We start from the raw sequence: 11,273 nt of genomic DNA on the forward strand, positions 1-11,273 counted from the left end.
ACCACCAGCACTGGATCCATCTCGAACCCTGTCCTGCCCACAGCCAGGCAGGTTGGTCACCACCGTGACCAACCCACCCGTCGGGGCCTGCTCAGTGTCCGCAATGTGCTGAGACATCAACTGTCTGGGAAGTCCTGAGCACAGACAGGCTGCTATGGCCCCACTTAGTGCTCACCTGGGCGTAGCCCACATCACGGGCAGGGCCTCCAGCCCGTGGATCAGGTTCTCGTGCCGGAACCCGACGTCGTCGGGGTCGACCGCGAGCGCGAGGTCCGGGAAGCGTCGCAGCAGCGCGGCGAACGCGATCCGGAGCTCGATGCGCGCGAGCGGCGCCCCGAGGCAGTGGTGGATGCCGTAGCCGAACGCCACGTGCGGGACCGGCTCCCGCCGCACGTCGAGGTGGTCGAGGCCCTCGCCCAGGGCGGGGTCCCGGTTCGCGGCGCAGAGCGACGCGGTGACGACGGTGCCGGCGGGCACCTCGTGCGGGCCGACCTCGACGTCGCGCCCGGCGACCCTCGGGAAGCCGGCGGAGACCGGGGAGACGTGCCGCAGCATCTCCTCGACCGCCCGCGACAGCGCCGCGTCGTCGTCGAGCGCGGCCCGCATCGCGGCCATCTGGTCGGGGTCGCGGAGGAGCTCGTAGGTCCCCAGCGCGATGACGTTCGACGTCGTCTCGTGCCCCGCGACCAGCAGCAGGTTGGCGAGGCCGACGAGCTCGGCGTCGTCGATCCCGCCCTCGGCGGCGGAGCGGTCGCCGTGCTCCGCCACGAGCATCCCGAGGAGGTCGTCGCCCGGCTCGCGGCGCGCCCGCGCGACGAGCGAGGCCATGTACTCGCGCGACTCGCCGAACACCCGGGTCCGCTGCTCGACGGTGAGGTCGGAGCGCAGGGTCAGCTCCGCACGCTCCTGGAAGCCGTCCCGGTCGGCGTAGGGCACGCCGAGCAGTTCGCAGATGACGAGGGAGGGCACGGGCAGGGCGAAGTCGGCGACGAGGTCGGCGGGCGCGCCACCGGCCGCCATCCGCTCCAGGGCCTCGTCGACGATCGCCACGACCCGCGGCTCGAGGGCCTTCATCGCTCGCACCGTGAAGCGGCCGGTGAGCATCCTGCGCAGCCGCGTGTGGTCCGGCGGGTCGAGCGCGAGCAGCATCCCGGCCCGTCGCCGCGCCATCTCGTCGGCGTCGAGGCCGCCCGGCGGGAGCGGCAGCCCCTCGAACCCGAACGCCGGGTCGCCGTGGACGGTGCGGGCCTCGTCGAAGCCCGCCACGAGCGTCGCGCGGTGCCCGACGAGGGTGGTCACCGGGCAGGTGCCGCGCGCGTCGCGCAGGGCCGTGACCTCGGGGGCGGGGTCGAGGCCGGCGCGCCGGAGGCCGAGCCGCGGCGGGAGGTCCGTCGTCTGATCGGTGCTCATGCCAACGACCCTGCCCCACCGGCCGCCGTCGCGGGAAGTGGATCGTGCACCGCGACCGGTCAGCCGCCGGCGAGGAGCCGTCCGTAGGCCTTGACGGCGTCGTCGATCAGCGCCACTGAACAGGTCTCGTCGGTGACGTGCGCCTGGTCCGGGTCGCCCGGCCCGCAGATGATCGTGGCGGCCCCGCCCAGGGCTCCGGCGAGGACGGCGGCGTCGGTGAAGTAGGTGGCGTACACCGGGGCCACGTCGCCGCCGAGGAGCTCGCACGCCCGCGCGACCGACCCCGGGTCGGTGTCGACGACGGGGAGGTCGACCACGCGCTCGATCCCGACGCCGTCGCCGACCAGACCGCGCACGGTCGCGACGGCGGCGTCCGCGTCGGTACCCGGGACCAGGCGCAGGTCGACGGCCATCTCGGCGTGGTCGGGCACCAGGTTCGGCTGCACGCCGGCGTGGAAGGTGCCCACGTTGGCCGTCATGGGCCCGTGGGTGTCGCTCGTGGGCCAGTCGGCGTGGGCGTGCACGGCGAGCGCGGCGCGGGCGAGGTCGACCAGCGCGTTGTGCCCGAGCTCGGGGCGCGACCCGTGGGCGGAGACGCCGCGGGCGGTCAACCGCAGCCACAGCGCGCCCTTGTGCCCGAGCAGCGGCCGGTTGCCGGTCATCTCGCCGACGACGAGCAGCGGCGACGGTGCGAGCAGCGACCGGTCGAGCGCCCGGGCGCCGTCGCAGCCGGTCTCCTCGCCGAACGTGAACACGACCTGCAGCTCGCCGCCCCCGGCCCTGGCGCGGGCGCAGGCGGCCTCGACCATCGCCGCGACCCCGCCCTTCATGTCGCTCGCGCCGCGGCCCCGCAACCGACCGTCGACGACGTCGCCCGCCAGCGGGTCGAACGACCAGGCGTCGTCGATGGCCGGGACGGTGTCGAGGTGCCCGCTGAGCGTCACCGCGGCGGGCCGGTCGGTCCCCGCGACGTCGGAGGTGCGGGCGACGACGTTCGCGCGGCCCGGGGCGGGCTCGTCGAGGTGCACCCGCAGCCCGGCGTCGTCCAGCCGCCCGGCCACCACCTCGGCCGCGGCGCGCTCGCCACCGCCCCGGGTGTCGAGCCGGACGAGCTCGCGGGCGAGGTCGAGGGCGGCACTCACGGGTCTGCTCACGGGTCCGCTCACGGTTCAGCGGCCGCGGAACGACGCCGAGCGCTTCTCCAGGAACGCGGCGCGGCCCTCGGCGAAGTCGTCGGTCTCGAACATGGCGACCTGGGTGGTCTCCTCGACGTGCAGCGCCTCCGCGAGGGAGGCCGGCGGGGCGGCCAGGATGCGCTTGGTCGCGGCGAGGGCGAGCGGCGCGGCCGCCGCCATCTCCCGGGCGCGCTCGACCGCGACGCCCAGGGCGGACCCGTCGTCGACCAGCTCGTCGACGAGCCCGAGCCGCGCGGCCTCCTCGGCGTCGATGATGTTCCCCCGCAGGAGCAGCCGCCGGGCGGCTCCGGCGCCGACCTTGCGCGGGAGGGTCCAGAACAGCCCCGAGTCGGCCACCAGCCCGATGCGCCCGAAGATCGCGCCGTAGCGGGAGCCGTGGCCCGCCACCACGTAGTCGCACGCCGCGACCACCGAGGTGCCCGCACCCACCGCCGCTCCCTCGACCGCGGCCACCACGGGCAGCGGCCCCTCGACGAGCAGCGAGATCACGTCGGCGACGAGGTGCAGCCGGTCGCGGGCATCCGCGCGGTCGCCCTGCGGCATGGAGGAGATGTCGCCGCCGGAGCTGAAGTGCTTCCCGGCCCCCGTGACGACGAGCGCCCGGCAGGCGTCGTCGGCGTGCGCGGCCTCCAGGGCGGCCCGCAGCTCCCGGCGCAGCGGCACCGTGAGGGCGTTGCGCCGCTCGGGCACGTCGAAGGTCAGCACCCGCACCGGGCCGTCGTCGTGGACCTGCAGCGGGCCGGTCATCGGCGGGCCTCCTCGTCGGCGGTGGAGCGGTGGCGGTCCTGCTCGGCGCGCCAGTCGGCCAGGGTCGTCCCGAACCGCTCGAGCACGGCCCGGCGCAGGGACTCGTCCTCCCGGGGCACCGGTTCGAGGAAGACCTGGTCGAGGTCGGTGAAGCGGGCGCGCAGCTCCTCGTCGAGCCGCACGCAGGCGCGCTCGAGGTCGCCGACGGTCAGGTGGTCCTTGAAGTCGACCCGGGCGCAGAGCAGCACGCTGTCGGTGCCGGTGAGCATCGTCTGCAGGTCGACCACCGCCGTGACCTCCGGTGCGGCGCTGAGCTGGTCGTAGATCGCGGTGGTCACCCGGGGCTCCGCGGCGCGGCCGATCAGCAGGTTCTTGTTCGTGCGCCCGAGAGCGTAGGCCACCACGGCGAGCAGCAGGCCGATCATGATCGAGGCGATCCCGTCCCAGACCGACGAGCCCGTCTGCTGGTGCAGGACCACGCCCACGGCGGCGAACAGCAGGCCCAGCAGCGCGGCGGTGTCCTCGAACAGCACGCTCTTGACGGTCGGGTCGTCCGAGAGGCGCAGGTACCGGACGAGGGAGAGCCGCAGCTCGCGCTTCTCGCGCAGCACCTGGCGCAGCGCCTGCTGCCACGAGATGCCCTCGATGACCGCGGAGAGGGCCAGCACCGAGTACGCCACCCACGCGTACTGCTCCTCGGCCGGGTCGGGCGCGTTCTCGATGATCGCCGTGACGCCCTCGTACACGGAGAAGGTGGCGCCGACGACGAACACCGACACCGCGGCGATCATCGCCCAGAAGAAGCGCTCCTTGCCGTAGCCGAAGGGGTGCACCCGGTCGGCCCGCTTGCCCGAGCGGCGCAGCGCGGTGAACAGCAGCACCTCGGTGACGCAGTCCGCGGCGGAGTGCGCGGCCTCGGCGAGCATGGCCGAGGAGCCGGTCAGCAGGCCGGCGATCAGCTTGAGCACCCCGACCGCGGCGTTGGCCGCGAACGTGAGCAGCACCGAGAGGGTGCTCTGCCCCGACGACGAGTCGCCGGCGTCGCGACCCTCGTCGGTGGGATCGTCGGGGGAGGGCGCGACGGCGGCGGAGGCGGTCATGGCGGCAGGACGTTCCTTTCTCACGCGAACGACCTCTGCTCTACCCGTCCGGCGGCACCTTCACCCGTGACCGCGCCGCCGTCCACGGCCACGTGATCAGGGCCCAGACGGCGAGCACGACGGCGGCCTCGACCAGCAGGTACACCGGGTACGGCCCGAACAGGTCGAGCACCGACGCCGCGTCCGGCTTGCGGTCGAGGTAGCCGTAGTTCGCCCCGGTCAGCAGGTTCATCGGCTGCGCCACCGCGGCCCACACCAGCGTCGCCGCGACCGTGCGGCCGTAGTCGGCCCACCCGGGCCGACGTCCGCGGCCCCACGTCATCAGGACCGCCGCCCAGATCGGCAGCACGTGCGCGGCGAAGAAGGCCAGGAACGACGGCGCGGGAAAGTCCGGGCCGCCCAGGGCCGGCGTCGCGAGGGCCTGCACGGTGAGGGTGAGGGCCCAGTAGTAGGACATGCCGTAGGCCCACTGGCGCCCGCTCCACAGCGCCCACGCGGCGACGTAGGGGACGAGGTCGGACAGCCACAGCGGGAGGGTCTGACCCGCGCGCCCGGGCTCGAAGGCGTAGATCTGGTAGGCCAGCGTGGTCACGACCAGCAGCACCGCGAGGGCACGCGAGGTGTTCCCGACGACGGGGGCGGGCGCGCGGCGCCCCAGCGGCACCAGGGCGGCGGCCCCGAGGACCGCGACGATCACGACGACGACGTGCGAGGTCCCCCACGGGGCGAAGGGCACGGCGGCGTGCACCCGGTCATGCTCCCACCGTTCTCCGCCTCCTCCGGCGTGAGGGGAACCCTCGGGCCGGTGGAGCGGCCGGATCGTCCCCTCGCGGCCGGGCGAGTGCCCACGCCGCGAACGGCACCGCGCCGGCGCCGAGCGTCAGGTCGGCCTGCCAGACGCTGCCGGTGACCAGCAGCCAGAACCCGGCCGAGAGCACCGTCGGGGCGGCCAGCACCGCGGCGGCACACCACCCGAGCGCCGCGTCGGTCGTCGGCCGCAGCCACACCAGCGCCCCGACGAGCAGCCCCAGGGCCACGAGCGCGACCACGACGATCCCGAGGTGCAGCCCGCGCTCGCCGGTCACCTTCGCGCCGACGTGCAGCGGGGAGAACCGGTCCGCGCCGCCGAGGAGGAACGGCCCGATCAGCACGGCCCAGGTCGCGGCGGCCACGCTCCCGACCAGCAGGCCGCGCCGGTGCCCTCGTCGTACTCCCACCGCAACGGCGACGATCACGACGACGAGCGCCAGGTGCGGCCGCGTGCAGGTCGCGACGCCCAGCGCGATCGCACCCGTCGTCAGGACCAGCGGGGACCAGGAGCGCAGCACCCAGGCCGCGGCGGCGACGGCGGGGACCACGCTGGTCACGAGGTCGTCGCCGACGAGGTACTCGCGCAGCACCTCCGGGGTCAGGGCCACCAGCACCCACAGCAGCGTCGGCGTCCGACGCAGCCGCCACCCGCCGTTCAGCACCGGCAGCAGCAGGAGCGTCCAGCCCACGTTCTGCCAGGCCGCGTGGCCGGTAATCGCCCAGAACGGCGCCGCGAGCACCAGCGACCCGGGCAACGGAGTGATCGGGTTCTGCAGGTAGGTGACGCCGGTGTAGGGGTACAGCCCGCCCGCCAGCCGGGAGAGGGCGACGTCCAGCGCGTCCGCCCGGTCGCTGCCCACCCCCGGCGCCCACGACGGCGGACCGACCGCGAACGCGACCACCAGCCCGACGGCGACGACCGCGACGAGACCCGGCAGGACCCACCGCGGAATGCGCACGGACGGCAGCGCGAGGGCCACCGCGGTAAGCAGCACGTAGACGGCAACGACCGCCGGTGGACCACCGAGCTCCATCGCCGGGAAGGTCGAGACGACCGCGAGCAGGGCCCCGAGACTCAGGGCGGGGAGCGTCATCGGCGGCGGCGCGGGCGACGGGCCGGACCCCGGGCCGGGGCGCGGGCCGGACGCGCGGCGCGGGGCTCCGGGCGGTGGGGGGTGCGGGTGGTGTTGGCCGTGCGCCCGCGGACGATGCCGATGAGCTCCTCCATGCCGTCGCTGTTCCCGGCGTCCGCCCCGTCCGGCCAGGTGAGGACGACGCTCGAGGTCGGGGCGTCGGTCATCGGCCGGTGGGTGACGTCGCGGCGGTGGTGCAGCCGGGCCAGCGACAGCGGGACGACGAGTACCCCGACCCCCGCGGCGACGAGCTCGACGGCGTCGCCGGTCGTGGCGGGGTCGGACACCGCGGGGCGCCCGGGGCGCTCGGCCGGCCAGGGGAGGGTGTCGTCCTGCGGGCGGAGGACGACCTCGTCGGCGAGGTCGGCAGTGCCGACCTCCTCCGCCGCGGTGAGGAGATGGTCCTTCGCGACGACGACGACGGTGGTCTCGGTGTAGAGCGGGATGGCGTGCAGCCCGTCCCGGTCGATCGGCAGGCGGACCAGCCCGGCGTCCAGCTCCTCCGCGCGGACACCCGCGACGATCTCGCCCGTCGTCGCGAACGAGAGCTCCAGCACGACCGACGGGCGGCGCTCGGCCCACATCCGCGCCCACTTGTCCGGGGTGACGCCCGGGACGCAGCCCAGCCGGAAGGGTGCGTCGGGGCCGGTCACCGGCCCAGGTTAGCGACCGGTCCCAGCTCGATATCGTGGGCGCATGAGCCGCCAGCCGCAGACGATGAAGCCCGCGACGGCGGCGAAGAAGCTCGGGGTGCTCCTCGACGCGACCCCGGCCGAGTTCCGGGAGGGCGTGGTGTCGCGCGACGAGCTCGACGCCCTGCAGGCGGACCCGCCCGAGTGGCTGCGTGACCTGCGCCGCGACGGGCCGCACCCGCGTCCCGTCGTCGCGGACCGGCTCGGGGTGTCGATCTCGGGGCTCGCCCGCGCGGAGATCACCGAGCCGCTGACCACCGAGCAGATCACGGCGATCAAGGACGAGCAGCCGGAGTGGCTGCGCCACGAACGGAACCTGCGCGCCGAGACGCAGCGCGAGGAGGCCCGGCTGCGGGCGGAGAAGGCCGGGAAGTCGGAGAAGGCCGGAAAGGCGGGGCGTCCGGGGAGCCGGCCCGCGCGGTGACCGGCCCGCCGTCGGGCCGCGCCCGTGCCCTGACGGCGGTGGGCGCGGGCCTGAGCGCCGTCGCGGTGGTGCTGTTGGGGCTGGGCTCGCGCGGCGTCGAGGACAACGGCGACGGGTTCCGCCTGATCTGCGGCGAGGGCCTCGTGCCGCGGACGGTCGACGGCATCGCGTCGTGGAAGGGCGGGGTCGTCACCGACTTCGCGCTCGCGTCCGCACCGACGTGTGCGGAGTCCGCTCCGTCCTCGGCGCGCCTCGTGCTGCGGACGGCGGTCCTGCTGTCGGAGGACACGCTGGACCTGCGCACCGTCGGGCTGCTCTACGCCCTCCTCGTGGGGCTGGTGGTCGGCCTCGCCGCGTGGGCGGCGACCGCGACCGGGCTGCGGCGCGCGCTCGTGCTCGTCGTGCCGGTCGCGCCCCTGGCCCTGCCGTGGTTCTCCCGGTTCTTCGTCTCCACCTACGTGGAGCCGGCCGGGTTGCTCGGGACGGTCGCCGTCGGGTGCGGGCTCGCGGCGTTCCTCGCGGCGCGGCACGCGGCGCCGGGTGACCGCGCGGCGGCCCTCGCGCTGGTGGCGGTCGGCGGGCTGGTCGCCGGGACGGCGAAGCCGGCCTACCTGCCGGTCCTGGCCGTGGCGGTCGCCGTCGTCGCGGTCGGGTCGCGCTCCCTGGTGCGTCGCGGGCGGCAACGGTGGGTCCCCGTCGTCGTGGTCGCGGTCCTGGTGGCGGGCGCCGCGGCACCGGTCGGGGCCGCGCTGCGGTTCCAGGCCATCGCGTACGAGAGCGCGAACGTGCACGACCTGGCCTTCACGCTCGTGCTGCCCGAACTGGGACCGGGAGCCACGACCGATCTGGCGCTCCCACCCGAGGCCGCCGCGTACACCGGCACCGGGTTCTTCAACGGACCACCACACCCGTCGGCGGCGTGGTGGCGGGAGGCGGTCCTGACGCGGCCGGACGCCACCCGAGCGCGGGTCCACCGGACCCTCGCGTCCGAGCCGGCGGCCGTGGTGCGGGCGATCGGGGTCGGGCTGCGGGCCACCGTGCGAGCAGACCTGCCCTACCTCGCCTCCGGACCCGCCGTCACGAACCGTCTGTCGCCGCTCGGCGGGGACCCGGGGTGGTCGGGGGCTCGACAGTCGGACTTCCGCCGGGTCCTCGACGCGGGCGGGTGGTGGCAGTGGCTCCCGGCGCTGCTCGTGGCCGCGTGCCTGGCGGTCGGCTGGCGCCGGACGCCGTGGTGCCGGGCGGCGGGGCTGGCGGGGGTCACGGCGCTCGGGCTCGTCGCCGCGGCGGTGTTCGGGGACGGCTACTTCGAGCTGTTCAAGCACGTCTGGCCGGCGTCGTACGTGCTGATCGTGGCTGCGCTGTGTCTCGTGGGCGCCGGGCTCTCGATCACGGTCCGCACCAAGCGTGTCCGAAGGGCCCTTACGGGCCCAACGCTCGCCAACCGAGCTCACTGAGGACGGGGACGATCAGGCGATGGCGCTGATGTCCCCGTCGTCGAAGTAGATCGCCTGATGGAGGCGACCCCCGAGCGCGGAGGCGTAGCGGGCGAGGACCTCCTGCCCGGAGACCTTGCCACGCTCGATCTGGGAGACACGACCCTTCGTGACCTCCATACGATCGGCGACCTGCTGCTGGGTCAGTCCTCGAGAGCGGCGCACCTCGGCCAAGCGGTGACCGATGACCTCGGCGAGCAACTCCCGCTTGCCCGCGTCCACGGCGTCCTCCCCGCCGGCACGCTCCACGTAGTCGGACCGGATGTCCCTCCAGGCCACGTACTCGCTCATGTCTGGCGCTCCTCCTCGTCGCGACGGTCCTTGAGATAGCTCTCGTAGCGCTGCTCAGCCAGAGGAATGGCCTCGCGGTACCACTGGTTCCAGCGTCCCGACTTGTCCCCAGCGACGAGCAGGATGCTGTCGCGCCACGGGTCGAAGGCGAACAGGATCCGGCTCGTGCCAGGTCTGAGTTCCTTGAGGTTCGCGATGGAAGATCCGTGGATCGTGTCGACGAGGGGCCGCCCGAGACCCGGTCCGTGGTCGACGAGCATGTCGATGGCTTGCACGACGCGCCGCTGTGAGACGTCGTCGAGAGTGTCGATCCAGGATCGCACCTCGTCGACGACGTAGACCTGCCACTCGCCGGGCGTCACGCGACAAGTGTACCGATCGCTATACCTGCGGGTCCATCCAACAACCTGCCCGCGCTCCATCGCGTACGAGAGCGTCAACAGTGTCGTGGGCCTTCTACACGGCGCTACAGGCCCGCCTTACCCCTCGTGACCTCGAACGGCTCCCCGGCCGGGCTCTGCTCACCGGTCGCGAGCGCGGCAGCCCCTCGGACGACGCGGTGGAAGGCCACGCGATCGGACTGCAGGATCGCCAAGCGACGGAACTCCTCGAGCACCGCGAAGACCGGAGCGAGATCGAGCTCGCGCCGCATCGTCTCGGTCGCGGCGTCCAGCGCGAGCCGGAAGCGCACCTGGTCCGCCTCGTCAAGGGCTGTGTGGATGGCCTCGGGGCTGGCTCCGGCCGCCAGGGGCGTGGCGGGCGGTTCCGCGTCCAGGCTCCACGACACGCTCATCTGCTGGACGGTACCGGCAGCGGGCCCTGACCCGTCGTCAGGAACGAGAAAGGTGAAGCCGGTTTTTCAGAGGCGCTCGACGCGGTCGGCCTGCGGGCCCCGGTCGCTCTGCCGCACCTTGTAGCGGACCCGGTCGCCCTTCTGCAGCGGCTCCGACCCCACGATCACGGACACGTGGAGGAAGAGATCGTCGCCGCCCGCGTCCGGGGTGATGAACCCGAACCCGCGCTCGCTGTCGTAGCGCGCGACGACGCCCTCGCCGCCTCGTGCGGGTGCATTCCTCGACGCCGGCTTCGCGGCCGGTGCCGGCGTCTTCGGCGCTGCCGGGGGCTCGGAGCCCCGGACCAGCCCCACGTTCCGGGCCTGCGGACCCCTGTCTCCCTCGGCCACGTCGTAGGCGACCCGGTCGCCCTCCGCGAGCCACGTCAACCCCTCCTCGAGAGCGCGGACGTGCACGAACACGTCCCCGGACCCGGAATCGGGGGTGATGAAGCCGAAGCCCTTGTCCTCGTCGTACCAGGCCACCGTGCCGTCGGCACCGTCCGCGGTGGCGGCGGGTGGGCCGACCTCCGCTCCCAGCGGGATCACGTGCCCGGCCTGCGGGCCGCGCTCGCCCTCCACCACGACGAAGGCCACCCGCTGCCCCTCGGCGACCACCCCGCCGGTCACGATCGCGGAGCTGTGCACGAAGACGTCGGGACCGCCGCCGTCCGGCGAGGCGAAGCCGTATCCCTTGGCCGGCTCGTACCAGTTGACGGTGCCGAGCAGCCCCACGGCGCTGCCGGCGGCCGCGTCGGCGGTGACGCGGACCCGGAGCGCCTGGGGTCCGCGCTCGTTCTCGCCGATCTCGAACTCGACGGCCTGCCCCTCACGCAGCACCGTCTCGTCCCCGAGGACGCCGGAGGCGTGCACGAACACGTCCGACGAGCCGTCGTCGGGAGCGAGGAAGCCGAAACCCCGCTCGACGTCGAACCAACGGACGGTTCCCTGCGGCATCGACGGCTCCGGATCGAAGGGTGGACGGGCACGCGCGGCCCGTCGTCGGGAACGACAAAAGGGCCGTCGGATCGACGGCCCTTCGTGTGTGTCCGAGGGGGGACTTGAACCCCCACCCCCTACTCGGGGACTAGCACCTCAAGCTAGCGCGTCTGCCATTCCGCCACTCGGACCTGCAGGTGGAG

The 11,273-nt window shown here is 74.2% G+C and carries 13 protein-coding genes and 1 tRNA gene; 2 read left to right on the forward strand and 12 right to left on the reverse strand.

Annotation, left to right across the window (positions count from 1 at the left end; all coding sequences use genetic code 11):
* Positions 1 to 171: 171 nt before the first annotated feature.
* Genes WCD74_RS27375 through WCD74_RS27405 form a run of 7 tightly spaced genes read right to left on the reverse strand, consistent with a single transcriptional unit; the run spans position 172 to position 7,049 of the window.
* Positions 172 to 1,410: a cytochrome P450 gene (locus tag WCD74_RS27375; RefSeq protein ID WP_337698081.1), complete on the reverse strand. Its 1,239-nt coding sequence runs from the start codon at positions 1,408 to 1,410 to the stop codon at positions 172 to 174.
* Positions 1,411 to 1,469: 59 nt separating this feature from the next.
* Positions 1,470 to 2,564, reverse strand: a complete 1,095-nt coding sequence (locus WCD74_RS27380) for a M20 family metallopeptidase (RefSeq protein ID WP_337698082.1) — start codon at positions 2,562 to 2,564, stop codon at positions 1,470 to 1,472.
* Positions 2,565 to 2,579: 15 nt separating this feature from the next.
* Complete coding sequence (locus WCD74_RS27385; RefSeq protein WP_337698083.1) at positions 2,580 to 3,353, reverse strand: enoyl-CoA hydratase/isomerase family protein; 774 nt, start codon at positions 3,351 to 3,353, stop codon at positions 2,580 to 2,582.
* Positions 3,350 to 4,453, reverse strand: coding sequence for a cation diffusion facilitator family transporter (locus WCD74_RS27390; protein WP_337698084.1), 1,104 nt, complete (start codon positions 4,451 to 4,453; stop codon positions 3,350 to 3,352). Before WCD74_RS27390 ends, WCD74_RS27385 begins: the two co-directional genes overlap by 4 nt.
* Positions 4,454 to 4,493: 40 nt before the next feature.
* On the reverse strand, positions 4,494 to 5,201 hold the full coding sequence (locus tag WCD74_RS27395; protein WP_337698085.1) for a YwaF family protein: 708 nt from the start codon (positions 5,199 to 5,201) through the stop codon (positions 4,494 to 4,496).
* Between the two features lie 4 nt (positions 5,202 to 5,205).
* Positions 5,206 to 6,357 carry a hypothetical protein gene (locus WCD74_RS27400; protein WP_337698086.1) on the reverse strand — a complete coding sequence of 384 codons (1,152 nt, stop codon included), beginning with the start codon at positions 6,355 to 6,357 and terminating at the stop codon, positions 5,206 to 5,208.
* Complete coding sequence (locus WCD74_RS27405; RefSeq protein ID WP_337698087.1) at positions 6,354 to 7,049, reverse strand: substrate-binding domain-containing protein; 696 nt, start codon at positions 7,047 to 7,049, stop codon at positions 6,354 to 6,356. The genes WCD74_RS27400 and WCD74_RS27405 overlap by 4 nt, the downstream gene beginning before the upstream one ends.
* 64 nt (positions 7,050 to 7,113) lie before the next feature.
* On the opposite strand from WCD74_RS27405, the gene WCD74_RS27410 reads away from it, so the two are divergent.
* Positions 7,114 to 7,512, forward strand: a complete 399-nt coding sequence (locus tag WCD74_RS27410) for a DUF5997 family protein (protein ID WP_444876352.1) — start codon at positions 7,114 to 7,116, stop codon at positions 7,510 to 7,512.
* Positions 7,509 to 8,969: a glycan biosynthesis hexose transferase WsfD gene (gene wsfD / locus WCD74_RS27415; RefSeq protein WP_337698089.1), complete on the forward strand. Its 1,461-nt coding sequence runs from the start codon at positions 7,509 to 7,511 to the stop codon at positions 8,967 to 8,969. The genes WCD74_RS27410 and wsfD overlap by 4 nt, the downstream gene beginning before the upstream one ends.
* 12 nt (positions 8,970 to 8,981) lie before the next feature.
* Here the strand turns inward: wsfD and WCD74_RS27420 are convergent, their stop codons facing one another.
* From WCD74_RS27420 to WCD74_RS27440, 5 genes are all read right to left on the reverse strand, one after another.
* Positions 8,982 to 9,299, reverse strand: a complete 318-nt coding sequence (locus WCD74_RS27420; protein ID WP_337698090.1) for a helix-turn-helix domain-containing protein — start codon at positions 9,297 to 9,299, stop codon at positions 8,982 to 8,984.
* Positions 9,296 to 9,661: a type II toxin-antitoxin system RelE/ParE family toxin gene (locus WCD74_RS27425; RefSeq protein WP_337698091.1), complete on the reverse strand. Its 366-nt coding sequence runs from the start codon at positions 9,659 to 9,661 to the stop codon at positions 9,296 to 9,298. The genes WCD74_RS27420 and WCD74_RS27425 overlap by 4 nt, the downstream gene beginning before the upstream one ends.
* Positions 9,662 to 9,765: 104 nt before the next feature.
* Positions 9,766 to 10,092 (reverse strand): DUF6247 family protein, encoded by a 327-nt coding sequence (locus tag WCD74_RS27430; protein WP_337698092.1) that lies wholly within the window; start codon positions 10,090 to 10,092, stop codon positions 9,766 to 9,768.
* Positions 10,093 to 10,158: 66 nt separating this feature from the next.
* Positions 10,159 to 11,088 carry a cold-shock protein gene (locus tag WCD74_RS27435; protein ID WP_337698093.1) on the reverse strand — a complete coding sequence of 310 codons (930 nt, stop codon included), beginning with the start codon at positions 11,086 to 11,088 and terminating at the stop codon, positions 10,159 to 10,161.
* An 89-nt stretch (positions 11,089 to 11,177) separates the two neighbouring features.
* A tRNA-Leu gene (locus WCD74_RS27440) sits at positions 11,178 to 11,261 on the reverse strand.
* Positions 11,262 to 11,273: the final 12 nt, after the last annotated feature.

The sequence above is a fragment of the Actinomycetospora aurantiaca genome, from assembly GCF_037401875.1.
Taxonomy (GTDB): domain Bacteria; phylum Actinomycetota; class Actinomycetes; order Mycobacteriales; family Pseudonocardiaceae; genus Actinomycetospora; species Actinomycetospora aurantiaca.

Coding starts and splice junctions, on each gene's coding strand:
- WCD74_RS27400 (WP_337698086.1), bottom strand. CDS start 6,357: ATGACGCTCCCCGCCCTGAGTCTCGGGGCCCTGCTCGCGGTCGTCTCG.
- WCD74_RS27385 (WP_337698083.1), bottom strand. CDS start 3,353: ATGACCGGCCCGCTGCAGGTCCACGACGACGGCCCGGTGCGGGTGCTG.
- WCD74_RS27410 (WP_444876352.1), top strand. CDS start 7,114: ATGAAGCCCGCGACGGCGGCGAAGAAGCTCGGGGTGCTCCTCGACGCG.
- WCD74_RS27435 (WP_337698093.1), bottom strand. CDS start 11,088: ATGCCGCAGGGAACCGTCCGTTGGTTCGACGTCGAGCGGGGTTTCGGC.
- WCD74_RS27420 (WP_337698090.1), bottom strand. CDS start 9,299: ATGAGCGAGTACGTGGCCTGGAGGGACATCCGGTCCGACTACGTGGAG.
- WCD74_RS27390 (WP_337698084.1), bottom strand. CDS start 4,453: ATGACCGCCTCCGCCGCCGTCGCGCCCTCCCCCGACGATCCCACCGAC.
- WCD74_RS27430 (WP_337698092.1), bottom strand. CDS start 10,092: ATGAGCGTGTCGTGGAGCCTGGACGCGGAACCGCCCGCCACGCCCCTG.
- WCD74_RS27375 (WP_337698081.1), bottom strand. CDS start 1,410: ATGAGCACCGATCAGACGACGGACCTCCCGCCGCGGCTCGGCCTCCGG.